This is a genomic window from Pantoea phosphatilytica, from assembly GCF_051025615.1.
Taxonomy (GTDB): Bacteria; Pseudomonadota; Gammaproteobacteria; order Enterobacterales; family Enterobacteriaceae; genus Pantoea.
The window spans coordinates 239,218-260,917 of the sequence record NZ_JBPFDF010000002.1 but is presented as its reverse complement, the minus strand read 5'-3'; the positions used below and the strand labels follow the sequence as shown (position 1 = coordinate 260,917).

Sequence of the window (21,700 nt, the reverse complement as noted above, 5' to 3'; positions counted from 1 at the left end):
ATGTTCATTCGTCAGCCCACCAATTTCCCTAACAGAAGGAGTTCATCTTGAAAAATGTATCGCTCAGCGCCCTGGTACTGGCAGGCAGTCTGCTGCCGGTTATGGCGCAGGCATCTGGCAACCAGGATACCTGGACCCGTGGATGGGGGCAGGGAGTATCAGAGTTTGTTATCAACGGGGAAGGTCAGTCGCAACTGTCTCTGACCTGTGAGGATTACGGCTCGCAACCGGCCACGGTCATATTTACTGACGCCAGCGGGCATCAGGTCAGTATGGATGAAGATAAAAGCCTTCAGGTCAGCATTGACGGCGGAGCCCCCATCGATATCAGCGAATCTGAAAGTCGTGTGGGCGGTAATAACCTCGCGCAGGCCTGGGCCCAGTTACGTAATGGCAAGCAGGTCTCAGTGACAGGAGACGGTGTTAAGCCTGCCACATTCACGCTGGCCGGGGCGGCCAAGGTTTTACCGGTATTCGGGACCCACGGCTGTGTGGGTAAAGATGCACTCTAGCCCGCATCTGAATTTAACGCCTGTTGATTACGTTATTTTTAAAAGGAACATATTATGAAATTTAAATACATGCTGGTACCCGCACTACTTGTATTCTCAGCCCATACGCTGGCAGAGCCAACGCCACCCATCAAAGTGGAGACCAGTAACCAGGTCCATCCTGCCGGAACACGCTACGTCACTGTTGTGGTCACCTCCCTGGATGACAGTATCAATGTTGAAAACATAGACGTGAACCGCGGTAACTGTCGCATCGACAACCAGAAGTACCTGTCTTCAAAAAATAAGGAAACCATTCTGCCTGCCACCCTGCGCTACGGGCAGTCCGTCAGAGTGAGTTTTTATAATAACTGCGTGGCTTCTGAAGTCGTCGTCACCACGGATAAGGGGGGATGGCGTTACACCTACCACTGAGCCACTTTCCTGTATCAGCTTCCTCAAATAAATCTTCACTCCACCAGAGGGCTGCCACCAGGCAGTCCGGAGCAAACCCTATGACCTTTCTGAAAATGCTGGTGACTACCCTGAGCCAGGTGCTGACCTGGTGCGGCGGGCATCAGGCCCGGCAGTATATTGAAATTCACCTGCGTCAGGCAGGCTACGATGAGAGCAGTATTGATACAGCCCGGGAAGCGGTCACGTTACTGGTCACTGCACTTATCACCGCCCTGATGGCGCAGATACTGAAGATTCTGGATACGCTGTAGCCCCGCCCGCCATATCCGTCCCATTGAGAACATCATATCTGCCCCTGCCTCCTCACGGAGCAGGGGCTTTTGCTTTCATGCCGTCAGATTAATCAGATGAGGAATCAACCATGCGATTAGCCAGCCGTTTTGGCCGGGTGAACCAGATCCGCCGAGACCGTCCCTTAACCCACGAAGAACTGATGCAGCATGTCCCCAGCGTCTTCGGGGAAGACAAGCATGACTCCAGAAGCGAAAAGTATACCTACATACCCACGATCACCCTGCTGGAGAACCTTAAGCGCGAAGGGTTCCAGCCATTCTTTGCCTGTCAGTCACGAGTGCGCGACCAGCGCCGACGGGAACATACAAAGCATATGCTCCGGCTGCGTCGTGCCGGTCAGATAAACGGTCAGCAGGTGCCGGAAATCATCATTCTGAATTCTCACGATGGCGCATTGAGTTTTCAGTTACTGCCGGGGATATTCAGAAGCGTCTGCACCAATTCGCTCGTCTGCGGACAGTCGTTTGGCGAGATCCGCGTGCCGCACAGGGGCGATGTCGTCGGGAAGGTGATTGAGGGGGCCTATGAGGTTCTCAGCGTCTTTGACCGGGTGGAAGAGAAACGTGACGCCATGCAGTCCGTGCAACTAACCACCTGCATTACCTTGCTGACCGTGCCAGCATTACCGGGACATTTAATGACGCAGATTTACGCCATCTGGACCAGGCATTTCCGGTACTGATGAAGCAGATGGAGCTTATGCTGACCAGCAACGAACTCACGCCCCACATTCAGCGCTGCATCACGCTCCACGCAAAAGGGCTGATATGTGAGGCCGATACGCTCGGCTCCTTTGGCTATCTGTACATCGTAATTTATCCGACATCTGCAACAACCGCATAAACCCCGGACGCTTTTCCTTCGTCAAACCAGCCAACAAAGAGCGCAAACCATGCAAATACAATCCATGCCCCCTCAAAGGGTGGCATCGTCACGTCTGTCATCAGTCGAAATCTGGCAAAAATTACTGGAGTATCTGCTGGAGCAACACTACGGCCTTATCCACAGGCATTCCCGCAGCATAAATCGCCGGGTCCGTTGGGTGAGGTCACCGCCTTTGTCATACCAGCGTTCGACGATATCCCTGGCAGAGCGAATGGAGTCATTACCCGTTGTCGCAGTTTGCCACGACCGTGCCAGAAGCGTTGAGATATCCATGGATTAACGTCGCGCCTGCGAAACGGCTGCGGGAGTATTGCGGACACCAGGCAGATAAATATTGCGAACCAGCTTCAGGAGGAAAAAGACATCGCTCAGGTTGCTCACGCCGGGTACCAGATGGCGAAAGGCTATCCGCGCACGAAAACGCGCCCGGACCGCCTGTCGGTCATTCACCCTGCGCCGGTACAGGCCCAGAAAATGGCGGCTTTCCACCAGCGCATGCCTGACCAGCGCTCGTCTGACTGCCCGGTATTGCGTCTGTGTGCTGAGTGCCAGAATATCTGCAATCACATCTATATAGCTGAATGCTCGAATATCGTAATAATCCGGGCGGTGGGTAATTGACGCCGGGTTATTCATCCACAGGTAATCCTGTCTGTCAGAGAAATAAAACCGGCCATCTGCGGCGGCAAGCTGTATCGTCCAGAGAATATCCTTGTGGCTTTTCCCTTCCTGGAATCGCAGGTTATGCTCGCGGATATACGCTGAACGGATTATCTGCAGCCACAGGTAATGCGGCCACTCCCTCCGACTGACGCAATGGCGTATCCACTGCTGACCCGTCAGCGTCTGGCCGTAAGGCTGTCTGCGGTGAACGGGATGCCGCAGATGTCCGGCACTGTCTGTATGCCGGGCATTGAAAAGGACGACATCGGCCTGTGCTTCGCGGGCTGTGCGCAGCCGCTCCTGCAGAAAATCTGCCGCAACCCGGTCATCCGCATCCAGGAACACCACCCATTCACCACGGTGAATCGCCAGTGCAGTATTACGGGCAGCATACACGCCCTGATTTTCCTGACGAATGAGAATAAGCCGTTCATCTGTAATGGCGCTGAGTACCGTCCATGTTTCGTCGGAGGAGCCATCATCCACAACGATGATTTCAGTACTCAGCGTTGTTTCGCCAAGCAGTGTCTGGACCAGAACCCCGATACTGTCAGCCGCATTGAAGGCAGGAATGATGACGCTGATATCGATGTTGATTTTCATTGAGCAAAGGGAATGTAAACAGGGGGAAGCTTCAGTGTTGTCACCCCATCAGGGGCAATAACCTGCCGGGTATGAAACATTGTCAGGAAGAGCGTCCCAGTGATTTTCGTGCTGGTGTGGACACCACCCGTTTTTCTCTGATTTCCTGGTTAACCACCATCAGACAGTCATCGCAGAATTCTTTATCCAGCCCGAAAATCCGGTCCAGAACGCCTCTTTTCTTGTTACATCTGGCACATCTTTTCATTCCAACACCTGCTGTCGCATTCCGATGCCATGCTTGCAGGACAAAAGAAAGCCGCCCGCCAGAAGACAGGAAATAAATTAATAAACAATACGTTAAATGAGTTTTTGGGAATTTATCACAGGTACTACCGGGCCGGATAATTCATTTTGCAGATCAATTTTTATCAATCGATCGGTTTAACCGATCATCTTTTTTACTCTGCTTTACTCGCCCCGTGTTCCTGCACACTCTACTCCGGTAAGGACGTGCTTTTACGTTAACGAATATTGCCTCTCGGTATTAAACCCATTTTGGTGTTTTTTACTCATATTTGTGTTTGAATGGCATTCATTACTTTTAAGAGGGAGAGATGTCATCTTGCAAAACAAAATCAAAGAACTTCGTTCCCAGCTATCAATCACTCAACGTGAGTTGGCAGATATGGTTGGTACCAGCCAACAGCAGATTCAGCGTATCGAAACAGGGAAAGTTGCGGCCAAGTTGGGGCTGGCGCAAGCGATTAGCGCGGTCTTAAAAAAGCCATTGAGCGCTGTTTTTCCAGATAGCGATAAATTGCTGAAGAAACTGCGCAATCAAGGTAGCCGTAGTGACGATGAGCTGGAAAGTATCGCCGCTAATGGCATTGAAATGGATGGCTGCATTTGGACGGTGAAACTCTGGCTACGAGGGCAACAAGATTATTTGCTGTTACCTATTTCCCCGGCTGATAAGCGTCGTTTTTACTCACACTTTCAGGAAAGTGTAGTGCCAGACCGTGAGCTTTTTTTTGTTTTTGACTCTGAGCAGCATCGTTATGCCTTTAATACCCGAGAAGTCATTTTCCATCAATTCTTGTTTGAGGCACTTCCTCTTATTACTGACGAAGATAATAATGACGAAAATGAAGGAAGATACGGAAATGTCCAAATCACTATGGCGAACGGTGGGCCGGTTATTGAGTTGTGCTGCGAATCAGATGAAAGAGAGGGAGAACTCTGGAATATAGGTCAATTGAATTCCTTTTTTTATATGTTGGAGTTGGAACCAGAGTCAACAGAGCGATACCAGATCACAGACGAAGATGGAGAAGATGCTTTTATCCGAGTAGGCTCTATTGCCATGGTGCGAGTAGCACTTGACGCGCTAGAGCCTATGGAAGAGGAAGACGATGAATAATCGTTTTCCTAGGAAATCTTGCTGAGTATATATGTGAGTATATTAGCTGGTTTTATCTGTTTTTAATTATTTATAATTCAGATGGTTATGTTGAAATGATCGGTCCGGCCTTCGCAACAATAACTCAAAGTCCATACAAATCACCAAACGCACAGGCCCTCGTTAATAACCTGACGCAATCGATCCTGGCAAAAACCTTCCGGGGTGAACTCACCGCCCAGTGGCGGGCAGAAAACCCGGAATTGATCTGCAGGGAAAACAGCGCTCCCGAATTACTAGAAAAAACAAAGCCGAACGTGTAGCCAGCACAGGAAAAAAGCTTCTCGTAGAAAATCCTGAATCTTATTTTATTGTGTGAATTCATGCTGGATTTATTATTGTTTCCTGTCAGGTAAACCTTAATATTTATATTCAAATGATTTTATAAATTGCGTATTTCACGCTGTTGAAAGCTGGACTTCCCATCTCTTTCCTGATGATATGTACAGGTATTTAGCGCGGCACGGATGTGCTGCAACACACCCGCGCCGCTAATCACAATCACTATTTATAGGGAATAGTAATCATGACTGACGCTCATTCTATTGCACAACCGTCTGAACCAGAAGTCTCTCCGGCAAATAACCGTCAATTGACTGTTGGCTACGCGAGTCGCTATCCGGATTACAGCCGGATCCCTGCAATTACCATGAAAGGTCAATGGCTAAAAGCTGCCGGTTTTGCCATGGGCACAGTAGTAGATGTAAAGGTAATGCAAGGCTGTATTGTGCTCACCGCCCGGCAGGAGAGCGAACTGATGCAGTCGCTGCGCCAGGTGTGCAAACTGTCGGCGCGGAAACAAAAGCAGGTGCAGGAGTTTATTAAGGTCATTACCTCTAAACAGAAAGTAGCCTGAATGTGAATCCGCTCCCGATATTGCATCGGGAGCGATTAACTATCAGGAAGCCACTACCTCCATCAGTTCATTAGTCCTTCGTATCATTTAATAGCTTTACTTCGCTTTCAACTTTTTAATAGAAGAAACTGATGCTTAAATTGCCTTTTAAAAAATAAAAGGCTGTTTGACCAGTGTTATCGAAAATAATATGAAAATCTTAGAGGAGGAAATTGCAAAAGTAGCTTACATCGGCTGACCTCCCTGATGAAATCGTCAACAATAGTAATACACTCAAATGCGACAACCTGTGGCACGCAAATCTACGACATAATACTGCTTTGATTTTAAATCACACTTTAGGGCCAGTCTTCTTTAAAGTGGCTGATGATTATAGCTACAATATTGCGCAGGACTATTGATACCTCAAGGAGGATTTGAGCTATGGATAATGAAGACGAAGTGAGAGTTATTCTTTCCCCGGTGCAGCTTGCGGCTTTACTATCAGATAAAAGCGTTAGCGAAGGCGAAACTCTGAGTAATCGCTTTTATGGCGGTTTAGGCCTTGCGGGTGGTATCGTTGAGCTATTTGGTGCCCGGTGCCATGTGCGTAGTACCTGAACCCACGATGCTGACTAAAGCGGGATGTGTTGTCGTTGGCACGCATGGACTGGATACTGTGCAGGCATCTCTGCGGCAGATCTGGACAGGCAAAGGTACTGAGACCGATACCTACAATTCTGCTGTCTCACTGGCACAGGCGCTGGGGGCTGATAAAAATACGGCAATGAAAGTGGGATTCACAGTCGATCTGGCAGTTCCACTGGCATTTTCTTTTGCTACAGGCGCCCAGCGTGTTATTGCGATACGCAGTGGTCGCATCAAGCTTGCTGAACATGAATCTCTTCCTGGTACTAATGCGGCTGGACATGCTATTGAAAGACACGCAGGCAAAACTGCGGAAGAGTTATTTGAACGGCTTGAAAAATCCCCAAGATTGAAGTCATCGAGCAACTTTAAAAGTACCCGGGATGCTGAAATACTTATCTCTAAGATTTTAAGAGACAATAAGAATAGCATCACACTGTGGGTGAAGAATGTTCCCGAAGGTCTCAAAGCTAAAACAGTGTTAGATGGTAGCTTTGCCCGCCAGACAGGTATTTCAGTTTCCAGAGGAATAATGGAAGTGAAAGCCTGCTATATGGTCCGTATAATACTCAAATTCGAGTATTGGAACGGTAAGCCCTTTTTCATCCTGACTGCTTATCCGATGGTATAACTATGAAAAACATTAACATAGCCGGACTTGATAGCCTTATTGCCATCTATTTCGGACAAGACTATGACCTGTTCGGTAGTGGTGAAAGTGTAGATGCCCAAATCAACGCATGGATTGCAGACTCCACTGCTGCTTCACGACATGGCTTGATGGGTGATATTGAGCAATTTATGAGGGAGTGTGACAACCTGGAGGAGGACTTCAGAAGCCGCTATGGCGCGGAATTTTCTACAGAATTATGGGAAACGACGCCTGCCGAATTCCTCAACCTTTTAAAGCAAAAGGTTAGTGCACCTCTTTCTCAAGGCTGATTTGCCATTACAATAAGCGCTCCCCCCAATATGAATTCTTGCTGATGAGGTTGTACCTGCATTGAGTCGCCTGATCGGATGCAATCCACTTAACGGGAAATGGTTATGGCGATGCCGCTCGCTGCCGCTTTTCATCGCGCTGCTGCTGGTTGGATGCGCCCGCTCTGACGCGCTGTGGACGGTCACGCATGACCTCTGCATGACTAACCATCACTACCGGCGCGATCCTGCTCCCTGCCAGCAGGTCTATCAGCCGCAGGACAGTAACCAGGGCTTCAGCGTCATCCAGAATCCTCGTTACAGGCTGCATTTTCTTCTGGTCCCCACCATAGCGATCTCCGGCATTGAGAGCATCACGCTATCGCGCCCCGGGCGTCCCGACTATTTCGGTTACGCCTGGCTTATGCGTTATCCGCTGATGGCTGCCTATGGGGCTAGGGTGCCGGAGGATCGACTTGGCATGGCGCTGAATTCCGCTTATGGCCGCAGCCAGAATCAGCTGCATATTCATCTGACCTGCCTGCGGAAGGATGTTTATCGGCAGCTTCAGGCCGAGCGTCCTTATATTCAGGATGAGTGGCAACCCTTGCCTGATCGCCTGCTGAAACATACTTACTATGCCCGTCGCGTTATACAGCCGACGGCGATGGGGATCTATCCTGTCAGCTCTGTGGCACGTCATCTCCGGCTGTCGCCGCCGCAGCTGGCGGAATGGGGCGTAGCGCTCATCCCGGCGACGTTCTCAGGCGAAAAAGGGTTTATTCTGCTGGCTACCCGACGCGGTCTGGATAAGGGCAATCGGGCCTCCGTTGAGTCGTTACTGGATAAGCGCTGCGCGATCCTGTCAACGCCGCCGGCAGAGGTTTCAGTCGGCGATTAGCCTGGCACCATTGCCCCGAACTTTCAGCAGGCTGATGGCGGGAGTGACAATAACGATCGCCAGCGCAGAAAAGATCAGCTCATGCCGTAACGCAGGGCCAGTCCGTCAGGGGATCGCCACGAAAGAGCCCACCGCTTCACAGGCACAGACCCGCGCCAGCGTCTCTGGCGGGATGTGCCTCTGTAACGCATTGTCTAAGCTCACGCCGGACAGCCCGGACATCATCCAGGCCCTTATGAACCCGGAAATCAGACAGCCTGGCCCGGCGAACTGGCTCAGCACCAATGCAGAAAGGGCACATCCTTCATAAACATCCTCGCCTGAACCGATCCATCGACAACGTGAAACTTCTGGCAGAATGCTGTAAAAATGAAACAGTGTTTTATTTTGATAAAAACGTATCGGAGGCGACATGTCTGAAAATGCAGCACTACTGCTGGCCACAGGATTTGAAGAAGCAGAAGCGTTTATTACTCTCGATATTCTCAGTCGGCTGGGGATCGAAGTCACCACCGTTGCCTGCCAGCCTCAGCGCGAGATTGTCAGTTACCACGGTGTCGTCGTTAAAGCCGATAAGCAAATCGAAGAACTGCAGGACGCACATCTCTTTGATGCGCTGATCCTGCCTGGCGGACCGGAGGGGTCTGAGAATCTTGCCGCCAGCCCGGCGGTCACCGCCTTAATCCAGCGACATGATGAAGCCGGGATGCTGATTGCGCCCATCTGCTCTGCCGCCGCCCGGGTGCTGGGGGGAAATAACCTGCTGAAAGGCCGTCGCTATACCTGCTCGGGTGAGCTGGGGCTGGCGGTGAAAGATGGCGAGTATCTGATGGAGGATGTGGTGGAAGATGGCAATCTGCTCAGCGGCCGGGGTCTGGGTGTCGCCTTCGATTTTGCTTTCACCCTTGCTCTGCGCCTGACCGGGAACAAGGGCGCGGTCGACTTTCAGGCTGAACATATCTATTACCGTCCGTGGCTGAACAGGGAGCCTCGCTAAACGCCCGGATTGCAGCCATAAGAGAGACTGAATCTTCAGTGTCTCTCTACCGCGTGGCCGGGTCTTATCCGGGGTCGGCTTACCGGCACAGCGCCGCTTTCCTCACTGAACAGAACCATCTTCGCGGTGAGCATTTCGCTCGCCGCCGGTATCGGATTAACGATGGGTGCGTCAGGCGCTTGCCCACCCAGCCCCAGCGCAACAGAGAAGGCTTTCTTTATCGCGGGATATTAAAGTCGTTACCAATGATGGGGCATCACTCGCATTTATGGGGAAGAAGCAATGAAGAACCTGATTAAATGATCTGCCGCTATGGCTGCCACCGTGCTGATCTGTGGTGGTTTATTTATCGGGTTTGTCGCGTCGGGCTCAAATAACGTGACCGTTTACACGCAACGCGATTTTTTTAAATACCACACACTGACAGATACGGATATTGAAAACGCCCCGTGTATCACGGCGCGCTACTATTTTGAAGCCCATCCGGGAGACGGTTATTTCCGTTCAAATAGCATCGTATTTAAGGGGGCGGCAGAGACCGTATCGCTGCGTGCTTATCTCGAAAAACCGGGATACGCGAAGCAAAAACGCAGTCCGGGTGAGAAGGAGATATGATCAGCTGGATGGGGCTCTGTTCTGTCTCTGTTTCAATCCCCTGACCCGGGAAACTGAACTGACTAACGTGCTGAATAATTAATGCATTCGGATAAAACGTAACTGCCAGGCACTCATCCGCCCGGCAGCTCAGAACGTTTAATCAGTGCAGGCAGCACTGCTTATATTTTTTACCGCTGCCGCACGGGCAGGGATCGTTGCGGCCCGGCATTTTCTCTGCCGACACGGGCTTCTGCGGAACAGGAATGGCTTCAGGCTGAGAGATCCAGTGGTCGTGCAGCGCCAGGGCCGCCGGACGGATCGCCTCGATGCTGGCTTCCATCTCTTCCGGTGTCAGGGCGTCGATCTTCTCCAGGTTCTCTTCCGTGCCGTGCAGGGCGATGGCGTCCAGCGCAGGCTGCAGCTCTGGCGGCAGACCAGACCAGTCGCTCAGCGAGACACCGCGCATGTAGCCAAAGCACCACTCTTCAACCACAGTAAACTCCAGCCCCTCCATCTCGCGGATGCCAAACAGCGGTTCGAACTGCTCCGGGAATTCCGACAAGCGGTCAGCCACGTCATTCATATGCTGGAAGCAGAGCGACATAAAGCGGGTCATTTCACGCTCATTGCTCCATTTAGGAATATGTTTCTCGCCACCCCAGAGCGCGACCAGCCACTGGCTGGGTTCGATGGTCACGGGGCCAGAGAGGACGGCAGTCAGCAGACCATCGAGCTCGGAGACATCCATAATTGACGCTTCGCTGCCATATTTTTCCAGCATATCTTCCAGCCATTGCAGCTCTTTTTCGGACAGTGGGCCTTCTTTCATGCGGTTGCCTCCCGGGCGTATCAGATTTCAGCGTGGCGTTAAGCCTTAAAACCGCAGCAGTGTACACCCTTGCGGGCCACAAGACAGCTAACCCCGTTGCGGTGTCTCTGGCGGTTAAACCGCGCTTAGCCCCTGTTTCCGGTCGTTAAGCAGGCGATAGCCCACTGCACTTTGTGATACATTTTTGCGCTACCGCCCGCCCGTGACATGCTTTAAAGCGTTAAGTTAATGATTAAAAAATGAATAATGGATTTACTCTCTGCCAGGCGGATGCCGGATTACTCGCGGGGGCTGCCTCTCCCCGCCAGCGGGCCAGCAGAGCGATCAGGCTTTTCATGCCCGTTATCCTCTTCCTGCTGGCAGGCTGCGGCACCCTGTCGCAGACCTCCGCGCCGGTAAGCGATCGTGTTTATCTTACGCATGCCACCTTTGACGAAAATGTCGAAGATATCGTGCAGCACTACATGCAGCAGAAGCAGGTTCCTGGCATCAGCATTGCGGTCATCCATCACAATGGTCCGACGCGCTTTTATCCCTTTGGCGTCACCGACCGCGTGCATCGCCATCCGATCACGCCGGATACCCTGTTTGCGCTGGGATCGCTGAGTAAAGGCGTAACGGCAGAGGTGATTATCCAGCTGGTGGAGCAGGGCAGGCTGCGCTGGAGCGATACCCTGGCCGATCTGTTGCCTGAAAAGGTCACGCTCAGCGCGGACGCGCGGCGCATCACCTTGCTGCAACTGGTGACGCATACTTCCGGCCTGCCGCGTCAGGATATGGATCTGCCGATGCTGGCGCAGTTCATCGGTTATCTGGGCACGGGCGAGAACTTCTATGGCAATCTCGACAGCGACACACTGCTGAGTTATCTGGCAGATTTCACCGCGCCGTCCGTACGCGTGCCGCACTACTCTAACCTCGGCTATGCGCTGCTCGGTTATATCCTGCGCACCCGTTTTCATCAGGACATCCAGACGCAGGCGTCAGCACTGATCTTCGCGCCGCTGAAGATGAATCAGAGCAGTTTTATGCCGGAAACGCTGCCGGGTTATCCGCTGCGCGCGCTGGGGCATGCCGGCGATCAGCCGAAATTCATCCGTCGCGGCGCACTGACGCCCGACTGGCATTTTCACGGCAATATGGTGGCCGCGGCCAGTCTCTACAGTAATGCACGCGATCTCAGCGCCTATCTGAGCGCGCATCTGCGTGCGACCGGGGACAGGGCGCGGGATCGTGCCTTTGCCGCGGTCGGGCGGGCGTGGTATCAGCAGGGTTCACAGGCGCAGAACATTGCCTGGGTGACGGACAGGGTCGACGGGCAGCAGATCACCTATCAGGTAGGCTACATCGGCGGTTACGCCAGTTTTATCGGCTACGATAAACGAAACGGTAATGCGATTGTGGTGCTGCAGAACGGCTTTAACTGGAGCAACTATTTAGGCATTGCGCTGTTGGTCGATCTGGCAACTCAGGATAAAGTGGTTTTACAGTAACCGGTCAGCTGGCCTGTGTGCAGTGAAATGAATCGCGCTGTTTTCCCTGCAAAGCGCGTCAGCGCGCCGGAACTGAAGTGCGATAAAAATTGTCTTTAGCCTGACTGTCAAAATTTAACGTGGAAATCATTATGCGCAGGACTCAACGTGTACTTTTATCAATGGGATTACTGGTTGGCTCGCTGAGCCTGATCCCCGCTGTTCAGGCCGCTGGCGAAGCAACGGATAACGTTCCGCCACCGCCACAGGTTCAGCCCGCGAATCCTGGCACACAGCCTGCTGCACCGGCTGCGGGTACTGCTCAGCCGGATACCCCTGCGCCGCAGGGCCAGGCACCGGCCAGCTCACAATCCAATGATGGCATCACGCCAACCACACCCGCTCCGTCCAACGGCGCGCGTCCGAATTACGAACTGAGCACCATCATCATCGATTACAAAGAGTATAAAATCGGTGATACCGTGCCAGAGAAGTACACCGGCAAAACCTACACTATCGGCGAGTGGCAGAAGCGTAACCTGCCTGCGCCACAGGAAAATACCCACTGGGCCTATATCAACGCCAACTACATTCTGATTACCAATGACACCGGCAAGATCGTCATGGGTAAATCAGGTGATATCTTCTTCCGTGGCTGAGTGAAAAAGCCGGTCGTGATGACCGGCTTTTTTTTTGCGGAAACGCCTGGCACCCCCGGCTTCGGTTATGCGGCGGCGTCAGCCGGGCTGTGTGATCCCTCTCAATTCACGCCGTGGGGGTTATCCGGCCAGTCCAGTAACCGGCTCAGCAGGCGCGTGGCCGCTGTGATTTGCGTGTCGCTGCTGTTGCCATAGCCCATCACCAGCCCGGACTGCGCCGGTTCAGTCAGACAGAAGGCAGAGAGCGCCGCAGGCGCAAAACCCGCCTGATGCAGTCTTCGGGCGATGGCCCTGTCATCCCGCTGCGAATCGAGCGGCAGCACCAGATGCATACCGCTTTCACCGCCCAGCAACGGCACGGCCCGACCCGCCGCGCGCTGCAGTTCGCTGCGCAGCCAGGTCTGACGTTGCCGGTAGAGACGACGCATTTTGCCGAGATGACGGCGATAATCCCCATTGAGAATAAAGCGTGTCAGCGCCAGCTGCTCCAGACGATTACCGCCCCGCAGCAGCTGATCGAGTGCCGGACGCAGACGGCTGACCAGTGACGCGGGCAGCACCATGAAACCAATTCGCAGCGCAGGAAACAGTGTTTTACTGAAGGATCCAAGATAGATAACCGGCGCATTCACGCTCATGCCCTGCATCGCCGTGATGGGTTCGCCGTGATAATGGAAGTCGCCATCGTAATCATCTTCAATAATCCAGGCCTGCTGCTGGCGCGCAGCCGCAATCAGCGCCAGACGCCGGGCGGCGCTCATGACTGCGCCGGTAGGATACTGATGCGTGGGCGTGGTGTAGATAAGACGCGGTGGCGTCACTGCCCAGTCTGCTGACCGGGGAGCCATTCCCTGATGATCGGTCGGGATTGGCACCACGTTCAGTTCACCCGTCCGGAACGCCGCTCTGGCACCGCGATAGCCCGGCTCTTCGAGCCAGCCATAGTCGCCCGGATTGGTCAGCAGGGCGACACACAGCATCAGCGCCTGCTGCGTTCCTTCGGTAATGACAATCTGTGCGGCATCACAGCGCACACCGCGTGTGATGCGCAGCTGCTGCGCCAGCACGGCCCGCAGTTCGGGCTCACCGAGCGGATCGCCATAACCGAGCCGCTGCGGGGACGTCTGGCTCATGACCTGACTCATCGCCCCTCGCCAGGCCGCCATCGGAAAGTGGTTAAGGGCCGGGATGCCGGGACGCAGCGGCAGCGCGCCAGTGTCGAACCACGGGCTGTGTTGAAAGGCGTCAATCCGGTTTGCCAGGGGCCAGCTGTCGGGCATCGTCTCCTCGGCCTGCCTGACAGGCAGAGCCAGTGGAGTGACGCGGCTGCCCTGTCTGTCGCTGGTGAGATAGCCCTCTGCCTGCAACTGAGCCCAGACGTTGAGCACGGTATTGCGCGACACCCCCAGATCCAGGGCCAGCTGCCGGGTGGCAGGCAACCGCGATCCGGCAGCAAGCTGCCCCTGCAAAATAGCCTCTTTTATTCGCTGATAAAGCTGCTGCTGCAGCGTCGTTCCGGCAGTGGTCATTAAGGGGGCCATCAGCAGGGCGGTGATCTCTGACATCATGGTCTGCTCGCGTGGATCTATCATTTCTCCTGATTGTGGTACTTTTTAACCTGCCAGGATAGTGGCAACCTGCTGACATCATCCACAGCCGGGAGGCGATATGTCACAGCAGATCAATCAATATGGACAACCGGTCGGAGCGCCTTTACCCGACTGGCAACCCCGTCCTGTACCGGAGCATCAGGTTTTCACCGGCGAGACGTGCAGGCTGGAGCCGTTCAGTCTGGCACGGCATAGCGACGCACTGTTCGCGTGCTGGTCCCTGGCAGAAGATGGCCGTGACTGGACGTATATGTTTATGGGGCCGTTCAACGATCGACAGGCGTGGCTGGATTATGCCGGTCAGCTCGAAACCAGCCGCGATCCGCTGCATTTCGCCGTCATCGATCTGGCAACGGAGCAGGCGACAGGCACGCTGTCATTAATGCGCATTCAGCCTGAACATGGGGTGATGGAGGTCGGCCATGTCGCCTTCTCACCCAGGCTGAAGCAGACCCGGATGGCAACGGAGGCCCATTTTCTGCTGATGCGTTACGCATTTGAAACGCTGGGCTACCGTCGATATGAGTGGAAATGTGACAGCTGCAATGCCCCCTCCCGCAAAGCGGCAACACGCCTCGGTTTTCGCTATGAAGGCGATTTTCGTCAGGCCATTGTCTATAAAGGGCGCTCGCGTGACACCAGCTGGTTCTCCATTATCGACAGTGAATGGCCGCAGGTGAAAACCGGTCTGCAGTGCTGGCTGGCGGATGATAACTTCACGGCAGAGGGTCAGCAGCGCGAAAAGCTGGAGACGTTGCGCAATCGGGCCTGATCGGTCGCAGGCCGATCACAGCAGGATATCTTTCAGGACCGCCGCCAGCAGGGTGGTGGTCATCAGAACAGATAACCGCTTGATCCAGCGCATATCGGTGCTGAGGCCGACCACGTCATTTCTCAGGTTGTCCACCGCCGACGTTAAGCGGACATTCATATCACTGAGTAGCACTTCCAGCTTGTCCATTCGGATTTCCAGATGATTAAACCGGATGGACAGCTTATCGGTTTTTCTTTCAACATGGCCCAGCCGCTCGTCCATATGCAGTACTTTGGTCGTAAGCTGGCCAAGGTGATTATCCATCCGGTCAACTTTTGCTGTGAGTTTGCCAAGGTGATTATCCATCCGGTCAACTTTTGCTGTGAGTTTGCCAAGGTGATTATCCATCCGGTCAACTTTTGCTGTGAGTTTGCCGAGGTGATTATCTATCTGGCCGACTTTTGCTGTGAGTTTGCCGAGGTGATTATCTATCTGGCCGACTTTTGCTGTGAGCTGGCCGAGGTGATTATCCATCCGCTCAACTTTAGCTGTGAGCTGGCCGAGGTGATTATCCATCTGGCCGACTTTAGCTGTGAGCTGGCCGAGGTGATTATCCATCTGGCCGACTTTTGCTGTGAGTTTGCCGAGGTGATTATCCATCCGGTCAACTTTAGCTGTGAGGTGGCCGAGGTGATTATCCATCCGGTCGACCTTAGCTGTCAGTTTGCCGAGGTGAGTATCTATCTGACCGACTTTAGTCGTAAGCTGGCCGACCCGGTTATCAGTCTGATCAACTTTTACCGTTAGCCTGTCGAACCGGTTATCGGTCTGATCGACTTTGGCCCGAATCTTATCGAGTTGTCTGCTGATCTGTTCGCCAGGCTGACTCTGTTGCATATGGGTAAACACCTTAACCATCGCCTCCGCCTGCTGATCGGCAATCCCGGCCTGTTGTAGCGTTTTAAACGCTTTGTGAGTACGGATTACTGTACCTGTCATTACGACACCTCCCTGTGAATGCTGGCGATAGCGGCATCATGACAGGCAAACAGCATATCGCCCTGTAGGATGGTTGTATTTTGCGCAAATTGCAGAAAAATATCAATTAGTACAACAGGTAACGTGCATTGTCGTGCGGCGCGCTTCGCAATATTTTGCGGCAGGAAAAGGATGACGCCTCTGCGATCTTCCGCAGAGGCGTGAAGCGGAAAAAGGGGTTAAGGCTGGGGTACGATTTTAATTTCGACCATACCAATGCCGAGTTTGCGGGGATCCTGACCCGTGATATTACCGGTATTACTCAGTTGCGGTTCCGGCGGAGCAATCACCAGGCGATGACTGGCACCGGGATTGTCAAAATGCAGGGTATGGGTGGATATCTCTTCGCCCAGCGACAGCAGCTGCTCCTGATCGCCGACCCGAACCGGAATCGCCCGATGCGCGTTAGCGCCCCAGGCGCGTGCGGTGATCACCAGATCGAACTTCGCTGGCAGCGCATCGACATAGTCGATCCGTACCTCTGGTGCGAGATTGGCATTGGACCAGCGACCCCAGCTCTCAGGCCGGGAGATGCCGCTGAAGCTTTTCACACTCTCCGGTGCGCCCGGCACGTTGAGCCTGAAGCTGTCGGCGCTGTAACGAATATTGTTATCTTCCACCCTGATCTGCGCCAGATTCTGCTGGTAGCGCGCTTCGGTGACGGGTCCTTCAGGGAACTGCACTTTTCCTTTCCACTGCGGTTTATCGACGAGCGTCACCGATGGCGTACCGCCGGTCTGCCCCATCGCTATACAGAGATCGCTGGAGAGCGCCAGCGAAGGCTGCCAGAGGCGCGCCATCTTAAAGCAGCGATCCACCCAGACGAATTTATCATCGAGAGCAAAATCGGCGAGCTGATAGCGCAGTGGGGCGGAGTATTCGCCCTCTGGCATCGGCTCAACGTGTTTATCACTGATGCGGAACAGGATCGGCAATTTAAAGGTGGTCCCGGAAAAGCTGAAGACATTCTTCGCCTTATCTATCGTGAAGGTGTCCATCTTCTTCGGGAAGTTCCACAGCTGAATAATATCGGGCTTCCAGCTCAACACCTTGCTCTTCATGTCATCAAACTGGGTTGAGAGCGAAAGCGAAGAGAGGCTGCTGCGACCCAGGCCAATCGCATTGTCGCCGCCCAGAATATCCAGCAGCGTAGCGCCGTTATCCAGCGTGCTGCGCTTTGCCTCCATCAGTTCCGCCTGCGGCTTGTCACCCCGGATCACCATAAACAGGTTGCGGCGCGGCTGCTTAATCAGCCAGGGATGCGCCGTATTGTTCATGGCCAGATGGTCCGAGCTCACCACAATCACGGTATTGCGGAACCACGGCGACGCTTTGATGCGCGAAATCAGACGCGCCACATGTTCCTGTGAGCAGGTGACGGCACTAAAGGACTGATTGGGTTTGCCCTCCATGCTGTAGCTCCTGCGCTCACAACTGCGCGAGATAAATCCATCGGGATGGTGGGTATCGACGGTCAGCGTAAACAGGGCGAAAGGTTTGCCCGCCTGAGAAAGTTCCTGATACTTATCAAAGACTTCGTCCAGCACCGTATCGTCGTAATAGCCCCAGTTATTGCGGTAGGTCGGATCGGCGACGCGACTTTTCAGCTCCTGCGAACCATAGAGGTTTTTGGGATCAAAGCCGTGAGATTTCAGGAAAACATCCTTACCGGCAAAGCGCAGATCGGCCCCCTGAATAAACCAGTTTTCGTAACCTGACTTTTTCAGGATGTCGCCCAGGCAGACATTTTGCGGGTAGAAGCTGGACAGCGAGGCCGACGCGTTGCCGTCAAACGGCGCAAAGAGCGGGATACCGCACTGCGAGGCGACCATGCCCGCAATCGTGTAATCGGTGCCCGGCAGCTGTTCGGTCTGGCTGAAGTCGATGCTCTGCTCTTTCTGACGGCTCAGTTCCGGCGCTAAACCCGGGAAAGCGGTGGCGTCGAAATAGGTGCGCTCCAGGCTCTCACCGTAGATGTAAACCACATTGAGATGCGGATTTTCAATGTGATTGCGCGGCACTTTATAGAAGTTATCGAAGTCAGAATCGGCCAGCTGAGTGTGCGACACCACCAGTGTCGCGACCTGACGAAAGGCTGGCGTCGTCTGAACTGAACCCAGCGCGCAGGCCGCTGCCAGCAGCGACCAGCCTAAATGATGCGGACGCCTGCGCCGCCGCAGGATCCACGACAGCAGGCAGAATAGCAGGAAAAGCACGATGATCAGGCCAATCGCCGGCACCACATATTTACTGACGCCCGCGCCGGTCAGACTGTTGGTAAGGGTATAGAGCACCGCATCGTTAATGCCGTCACCGGTGAAATAGTTGCTGGCATACAGCGTGGCATTCAGCACCACGAAAAGCACCAGCAGAATCAGAACAAGCACAAACCAGAATTTGTTACGTCCGGCTTTACAGGAATAGATTGCAATAGCGGCCAGAAATAACGCCACGGACACCAATTCGGACAACGGCAAATCCTCTCTCTACAAGGGCACGCGAGGCGTCGCGCAACCGACCATCTTCGTGGGATGGTTTTTCGACAATCTATATTGGCTGTCATCGGGCTGCAACATATCCGGTCCGATTTGTGCGGTGATGAACAGATTAACTGAGGGTCATATCAGAAGAGAGGTTATCAGGCGTGACGGTGGCTGGCGCGCACCGTCAGACTCGCCGCGACCGGGATGCTTTTCAGAGTTTACCGGTGAGATACTGCGCTTCGCCATCGGCAAAACTCCAGTCACCTTTGTCATTGGTAATAAAGCTGATCATCAGGTCATTGCCCTGAACACCACAATGCTCACGCAGTTCCCGCGCCAGTTCGGCCATAAAGTGCTGTTTCTGTTCGGTGCTGCGCGGGCTGGTGTAGACCCGGACCATGACCAGATTGTCGCTGCGGCTGAATCCCAGACCGGTATCCTGAAAAACCATCTGATACCGCTTGTTTTCCTGAACAATCTGGTAGCGATCGCGTGCCGGCACGTTAAAGGCGGTGAGGACGGCGCGGTGTGCCGCATCCAGCAGCGTTCGCAGTTCTGATTCCGAACGACCTTCAATCACATCAAATTGCAGCAGTGGCATGGCAGATTCCTCATAGGGGTTAAGCACCCTATGATGAACACTTTATGCGGCGGGAAAAAGCGCGTAGCCTGAATTGATTATTCATTATAGTGAACAATGATGAAAGAGATGAAAACCGATACGCTGTGGGAGCACCTGCACTGGCTGACCGTGCTGGCGGACCAGGGCAGTTTTACCCGGGCGGCTGAGCGGCTTGGCGTCAGTAAAGCGGCGATGAGTCAGAAAATCAAAGAGCTGGAGGCGCAGGCCGGTGTGCTGCTGGTGCAACGCACCACGCGCAGCGTACGGCTGACGTCGGCGGGCGAGAAGCTGGTGGAGGAGTTACGCGATCCCTTTACCCGCATCGAACAGAGCTTTTTCAGCGTGCGTGACGAGGCGGGGCCGGTGCGTGGCCTGGTGCGTATGACCGCGCCGGTGGCCTTTGCCCGTCAGCAGCTGGTGCCGCTTATCGGTGAGTTTCTGCGGGACTATCCGCAGGTCCGTCTGCAGCTGGATGTGACAGACCGTCTTGTGTCGCTGAGTCATGAGGGATTTGACCTGGCGATCCGGCACAGCGACACGCTGCCGGAAACCCATGTGGCGCTGCCGCTGTGTGATACGCAGACGCTGCTGGTGGCGTCTCCCGCCTATCTCAGGGCACAGGGCGAACCGCAGCGCCCACAGGATCTGGTACAGCATAACTGCCTTTACTATCCGCGAGGCGTGGAGTCACCGCGCTGGCGGTTTATCACGCCTGCGGAGAGCGAGCCGATGCAGGTGCAGATCGAGGGCAGCTTCGCCACCAACAATAGTGAGTCGATCCGCGATGCCGCACTACAAGGGCTGGGGATCGCCATGCTGCCCGATTTCAGCGCCCGTGAGGCGCTGGCGGCGGGAAGCCTGCGACGGGTGCTGCCCGAATGGCAGCCAGTGGAGGCCTTTGCGACCCGTCTGTGGATTGTGCGGCCCTGGGCGGCGCAGGTGCCGCGTGCAGTCACCACCCTGACGCACTGGCTACGCGCGCGCTTTGGTCATTGACGGCAATGCCAGCGCAGAGGGGGTGGTCTGCATCATCTCCCCAATCAGGCTGCTGCGGTTATACAGGCCGAGGCGCAGATTGAAGTCGAGATGCAGCCGCTCGTTGCCGGTTAATTTGATAATCGGGGGGGGCGTCTGCGGCCGCTGGTGAAACATCACCGACCGGGCAAAGGCGCTGCTGTTGTCGCCATGCAGACGCTGATAATACCAGGCGCTGGCTTCTCCTTTCCGCAGATAGAGGTTGGCCCGCCGCTCTTCCCGCATCGCGACCTGCTGCGCCAGTGCCAGCAGCTGGCGGGATGGGTTATCCATATTCTGCACAATCAGTGGAAAGTCGTCGCGCTTCTTCAGCTCATGAAGATAGTTACGGATACCGATGTTTTTGACCGGTGCCAGCTGCTTCAGCCATTCACGAATAAAAGGATTCTGCGCGGGTGCGGCAATAAACCAGCTCTCGATAACGGGTGCCAGCAGGTTCATCGTGGATTGCTCGCGGTAGTAGCCGATCAGATCCATCGGACGCGCTTCGTGCGCGCGATGTACCCAGGCGAGATCCTCAAACAGCAGGGTGCTGCAATCAATGCCGATGCCACCGTAGCGATGGATCAGCTCCAGCCGGATGATGTCACTTTTATGGGCCAGCGTCAGATCGGAAGAGATCAGGTTAAAGTCGGGCAACCATTGCGACAGGGTACGCGGAGTCACCAGATAGACCTGGTGGTCCGGGTTGTCCCGCCGGATATTACGGATGTTCAGTGCCATTGAGGCAGGCAGGCGATCGTGATGCCATACCATCCAGACAATTCTGGAGATTGCCGGCAATGCTTTCTGCTGAGTGACTAATATCACATTATTTTCCTGCCCCGGATCATATTCCGGAGCCTGAAGGCGGCTCTGCTGTTTTTTATTCCATAGCATCTGGCTACTGAACGATATTCTTTTCCAGTTGCGCCAGATTTTATGTGCCGGACGCTGACGATGTGAAGTCATGGTACACCTGTTATTTTTATTTTCCCGTTATCGTGCAGGCTCTGTCTGTTCCGCCAGAGGCGCAGACGTGCGGGGTTGCAGACCGGCTGCAAGCCCGTTGAGTACGGGAAGTGTTGAAGAGTTTTCCCTGGTGGCGACGCAGTGCGGAAGCGCGCGATAGTTTCCTCACGGCGGATTAATTGCACTGCATCTTTTTAATAAAACATTATTTACGCATTAGCTATCTCTTTTTTTGACTTTAGGATAATACGGAATTAATCCGGTCACCTTTTGCGAATAATAATATCGACAGAATTAATCGTTTATTAAAATGGCGCGGGCATCGGGTTTAAGGAATATCTGAAGATTATGCGATGCGTGCGGGATAAATAGCGGGCAGGCGTGCGACTCAGGTCACTATTGGCCTTAAAACGGGGCGTAAGCCTGGCTCATCAGTAGGCAGAACCGGACAGCACCGGAGAGGATTGTCTACGCTTAAGAAGAACTTACTGAGA

At 53.9% G+C, this 21,700-nt stretch carries 21 protein-coding genes and 4 pseudogenes; 18 read left to right on the top strand and 7 right to left on the bottom strand.

The window, feature by feature from the left end; genetic code table 11:
* Window positions 1–101 precede the first annotated feature (101 nt).
* The 6 genes and pseudogenes from ACR6AS_RS11475 to ACR6AS_RS11450 form a co-directional block, all read left to right on the top strand.
* On the top strand, window positions 102–512 hold the full coding sequence (locus ACR6AS_RS11475; RefSeq protein WP_060436705.1) for a YfjT/YkfB family phage-associated protein: 411 nt from the start codon (window positions 102–104) through the stop codon (window positions 510–512).
* 54 nt (window positions 513–566) lie between these two features.
* Window positions 567–926: a hypothetical protein gene (locus tag ACR6AS_RS11470; protein ID WP_434162193.1), complete on the top strand. Its 360-nt coding sequence runs from the start codon at window positions 567–569 to the stop codon at window positions 924–926.
* 80 nt (window positions 927–1,006) lie between these two features.
* Window positions 1,007–1,219 carry a hypothetical protein gene (locus tag ACR6AS_RS11465; protein WP_434162190.1) on the top strand — a complete coding sequence of 71 codons (213 nt, stop codon included), beginning with the start codon at window positions 1,007–1,009 and terminating at the stop codon, window positions 1,217–1,219.
* A gap of 110 nt (window positions 1,220–1,329) precedes the next feature.
* Window positions 1,330–1,851, top strand: a pseudogene (locus ACR6AS_RS11460) (DUF932 domain-containing protein); the annotation flags it as partial.
* Window positions 1,852–1,856: 5 nt separating this feature from the next.
* A complete protein-coding gene (locus ACR6AS_RS11455) occupies window positions 1,857–2,105 on the top strand; it encodes a type IV toxin-antitoxin system YeeU family antitoxin (RefSeq protein ID WP_434162384.1) in 249 nt (82 codons plus the stop codon).
* 49 nt (window positions 2,106–2,154) lie between these two features.
* A pseudogene (locus ACR6AS_RS11450) lies at window positions 2,155–2,262 on the top strand (TA system toxin CbtA family protein); the annotation flags it as partial.
* 161 nt (window positions 2,263–2,423) lie between these two features.
* Here the strand turns inward: ACR6AS_RS11450 and ACR6AS_RS11445 are convergent.
* Window positions 2,424–3,413, bottom strand: coding sequence for a glycosyltransferase (locus ACR6AS_RS11445; RefSeq protein ID WP_434162187.1), 990 nt, complete (start codon window positions 3,411–3,413; stop codon window positions 2,424–2,426).
* 604 nt (window positions 3,414–4,017) lie between these two features.
* Here ACR6AS_RS11445 and ACR6AS_RS11440 point away from each other — a divergent pair.
* The 8 genes and pseudogenes from ACR6AS_RS11440 to ACR6AS_RS11405 all read left to right on the top strand — a co-directional run bounded on the left by ACR6AS_RS11440 (window position 4,018) and on the right by ACR6AS_RS11405 (window position 9,771).
* Window positions 4,018–4,815: a helix-turn-helix transcriptional regulator gene (locus tag ACR6AS_RS11440; RefSeq protein WP_434162186.1), complete on the top strand. Its 798-nt coding sequence runs from the start codon at window positions 4,018–4,020 to the stop codon at window positions 4,813–4,815.
* Between the two features lie 146 nt (window positions 4,816–4,961).
* Window positions 4,962–5,154, top strand: a pseudogene (locus ACR6AS_RS11435) (restriction endonuclease subunit S); the annotation flags it as partial.
* A gap of 226 nt (window positions 5,155–5,380) precedes the next feature.
* Complete coding sequence (symE, locus tag ACR6AS_RS11430) at window positions 5,381–5,710, top strand: endoribonuclease SymE (protein ID WP_434162183.1); 330 nt, start codon at window positions 5,381–5,383, stop codon at window positions 5,708–5,710.
* Between the two features lie 423 nt (window positions 5,711–6,133).
* Window positions 6,134–6,968, top strand: a pseudogene (locus ACR6AS_RS11425) (RNase A-like domain-containing protein).
* 2 nt (window positions 6,969–6,970) lie between these two features.
* Window positions 6,971–7,279, top strand: coding sequence for a contact-dependent growth inhibition system immunity protein (locus tag ACR6AS_RS11420; protein ID WP_111138500.1), 309 nt, complete (start codon window positions 6,971–6,973; stop codon window positions 7,277–7,279).
* Between the two features lie 121 nt (window positions 7,280–7,400).
* Window positions 7,401–8,159: a CDP-diacylglycerol diphosphatase gene (locus tag ACR6AS_RS11415; RefSeq protein WP_418799272.1), complete on the top strand. Its 759-nt coding sequence runs from the start codon at window positions 7,401–7,403 to the stop codon at window positions 8,157–8,159.
* Window positions 8,160–8,571: 412 nt separating this feature from the next.
* A complete protein-coding gene (locus ACR6AS_RS11410; protein ID WP_293774635.1) occupies window positions 8,572–9,156 on the top strand; it encodes a DJ-1/PfpI family protein in 585 nt (194 codons plus the stop codon).
* A 312-nt stretch (window positions 9,157–9,468) separates the two neighbouring features.
* Entirely contained in the window at window positions 9,469–9,771 is a 303-nt protein-coding gene (locus ACR6AS_RS11405; protein WP_434162181.1) for a hypothetical protein, read from the top strand.
* 142 nt (window positions 9,772–9,913) lie between these two features.
* On the opposite strand, the gene ACR6AS_RS11400 is transcribed toward ACR6AS_RS11405, so the two are convergent.
* Window positions 9,914–10,582 carry a YecA/YgfB family protein gene (locus ACR6AS_RS11400; protein WP_367396051.1) on the bottom strand — a complete coding sequence of 223 codons (669 nt, stop codon included), beginning with the start codon at window positions 10,580–10,582 and terminating at the stop codon, window positions 9,914–9,916.
* 239 nt (window positions 10,583–10,821) lie between these two features.
* Here ACR6AS_RS11400 and ACR6AS_RS11395 point away from each other — a divergent pair, with 239 nt between their 5' ends.
* Both ACR6AS_RS11395 and ACR6AS_RS11390 read left to right on the top strand, forming a co-directional pair.
* On the top strand, window positions 10,822–12,075 hold the full coding sequence (locus ACR6AS_RS11395) for a serine hydrolase domain-containing protein (protein ID WP_434162179.1): 1,254 nt from the start codon (window positions 10,822–10,824) through the stop codon (window positions 12,073–12,075).
* A gap of 131 nt (window positions 12,076–12,206) precedes the next feature.
* Complete coding sequence (locus ACR6AS_RS11390; RefSeq protein WP_293774640.1) at window positions 12,207–12,713, top strand: RcnB family protein; 507 nt, start codon at window positions 12,207–12,209, stop codon at window positions 12,711–12,713.
* 101 nt (window positions 12,714–12,814) lie between these two features.
* On the opposite strand, the gene pdxR is transcribed toward ACR6AS_RS11390, so the two are convergent.
* Entirely contained in the window at window positions 12,815–14,281 is a 1,467-nt protein-coding gene (pdxR, locus tag ACR6AS_RS11385; RefSeq protein ID WP_434162382.1) for a MocR-like pyridoxine biosynthesis transcription factor PdxR, read from the bottom strand.
* A 100-nt stretch (window positions 14,282–14,381) separates the two neighbouring features.
* Here pdxR and ACR6AS_RS11380 point away from each other — a divergent pair, with 100 nt between their 5' ends.
* Window positions 14,382–15,095 (top strand): GNAT family N-acetyltransferase, encoded by a 714-nt coding sequence (locus ACR6AS_RS11380; RefSeq protein WP_111138493.1) that lies wholly within the window; start codon window positions 14,382–14,384, stop codon window positions 15,093–15,095.
* Between the two features lie 15 nt (window positions 15,096–15,110).
* On the opposite strand, the gene ACR6AS_RS11375 is transcribed toward ACR6AS_RS11380, so the two are convergent.
* From ACR6AS_RS11375 to ACR6AS_RS11365, 3 genes are all read right to left on the bottom strand, one after another.
* A complete protein-coding gene (locus ACR6AS_RS11375; RefSeq protein WP_434162176.1) occupies window positions 15,111–16,076 on the bottom strand; it encodes a tropomyosin in 966 nt (321 codons plus the stop codon).
* A gap of 218 nt (window positions 16,077–16,294) precedes the next feature.
* The gene (gene opgB, locus ACR6AS_RS11370) at window positions 16,295–18,586 is read right to left on the bottom strand and encodes a phosphatidylglycerol--membrane-oligosaccharide glycerophosphotransferase (protein ID WP_434162173.1); all 2,292 of its coding nucleotides are present in this window, start codon (window positions 18,584–18,586) and stop codon (window positions 16,295–16,297) included.
* A gap of 223 nt (window positions 18,587–18,809) precedes the next feature.
* Complete coding sequence (locus tag ACR6AS_RS11365) at window positions 18,810–19,199, bottom strand: tautomerase family protein (RefSeq protein ID WP_111138490.1); 390 nt, start codon at window positions 19,197–19,199, stop codon at window positions 18,810–18,812.
* Between the two features lie 99 nt (window positions 19,200–19,298).
* On the opposite strand from ACR6AS_RS11365, the gene ACR6AS_RS11360 reads away from it, so the two are divergent.
* A complete protein-coding gene (locus tag ACR6AS_RS11360; protein ID WP_111138556.1) occupies window positions 19,299–20,216 on the top strand; it encodes a LysR family transcriptional regulator in 918 nt (305 codons plus the stop codon).
* On the opposite strand, the gene ACR6AS_RS11355 is transcribed toward ACR6AS_RS11360, so the two are convergent.
* Complete coding sequence (locus tag ACR6AS_RS11355; RefSeq protein WP_111138489.1) at window positions 20,193–21,206, bottom strand: glycosyltransferase family 32 protein; 1,014 nt, start codon at window positions 21,204–21,206, stop codon at window positions 20,193–20,195. The genes ACR6AS_RS11360 and ACR6AS_RS11355 overlap by 24 nt on opposite strands.
* Between the last annotated feature and the right edge of the window lie 494 nt (window positions 21,207–21,700).

Bases quoted from the DNA above. Each gene is read 5' to 3' on its own strand.
- ACR6AS_RS11475 (WP_060436705.1), top strand. From the start codon at position 102: ATGGCGCAGGCATCTGGCAACCAGGATACCTGGACCCGTGGATGGGGG.
- ACR6AS_RS11400 (WP_367396051.1), bottom strand. From the start codon at position 10,582: ATGAAAGAAGGCCCACTGTCCGAAAAAGAGCTGCAATGGCTGGAAGAT.
- ACR6AS_RS11380 (WP_111138493.1), top strand. From the start codon at position 14,382: ATGTCACAGCAGATCAATCAATATGGACAACCGGTCGGAGCGCCTTTA.
- ACR6AS_RS11405 (WP_434162181.1), top strand. From the start codon at position 9,469: ATGGCTGCCACCGTGCTGATCTGTGGTGGTTTATTTATCGGGTTTGTC.
- ACR6AS_RS11390 (WP_293774640.1), top strand. From the start codon at position 12,207: ATGCGCAGGACTCAACGTGTACTTTTATCAATGGGATTACTGGTTGGC.
- ACR6AS_RS11365 (WP_111138490.1), bottom strand. From the start codon at position 19,199: ATGCCACTGCTGCAATTTGATGTGATTGAAGGTCGTTCGGAATCAGAA.
- ACR6AS_RS11375 (WP_434162176.1), bottom strand. From the start codon at position 16,076: ATGACAGGTACAGTAATCCGTACTCACAAAGCGTTTAAAACGCTACAA.
- ACR6AS_RS11420 (WP_111138500.1), top strand. From the start codon at position 6,971: ATGAAAAACATTAACATAGCCGGACTTGATAGCCTTATTGCCATCTAT.
- pdxR (WP_434162382.1), bottom strand. From the start codon at position 14,281: ATGATGTCAGAGATCACCGCCCTGCTGATGGCCCCCTTAATGACCACT.
- ACR6AS_RS11465 (WP_434162190.1), top strand. From the start codon at position 1,007: ATGACCTTTCTGAAAATGCTGGTGACTACCCTGAGCCAGGTGCTGACC.
- ACR6AS_RS11410 (WP_293774635.1), top strand. From the start codon at position 8,572: ATGTCTGAAAATGCAGCACTACTGCTGGCCACAGGATTTGAAGAAGCA.
- ACR6AS_RS11470 (WP_434162193.1), top strand. From the start codon at position 567: ATGAAATTTAAATACATGCTGGTACCCGCACTACTTGTATTCTCAGCC.
- ACR6AS_RS11395 (WP_434162179.1), top strand. From the start codon at position 10,822: ATGAATAATGGATTTACTCTCTGCCAGGCGGATGCCGGATTACTCGCG.
- symE (WP_434162183.1), top strand. From the start codon at position 5,381: ATGACTGACGCTCATTCTATTGCACAACCGTCTGAACCAGAAGTCTCT.
- ACR6AS_RS11355 (WP_111138489.1), bottom strand. From the start codon at position 21,206: ATGACTTCACATCGTCAGCGTCCGGCACATAAAATCTGGCGCAACTGG.
- ACR6AS_RS11445 (WP_434162187.1), bottom strand. From the start codon at position 3,413: ATGAAAATCAACATCGATATCAGCGTCATCATTCCTGCCTTCAATGCG.
- ACR6AS_RS11360 (WP_111138556.1), top strand. From the start codon at position 19,299: ATGAAAGAGATGAAAACCGATACGCTGTGGGAGCACCTGCACTGGCTG.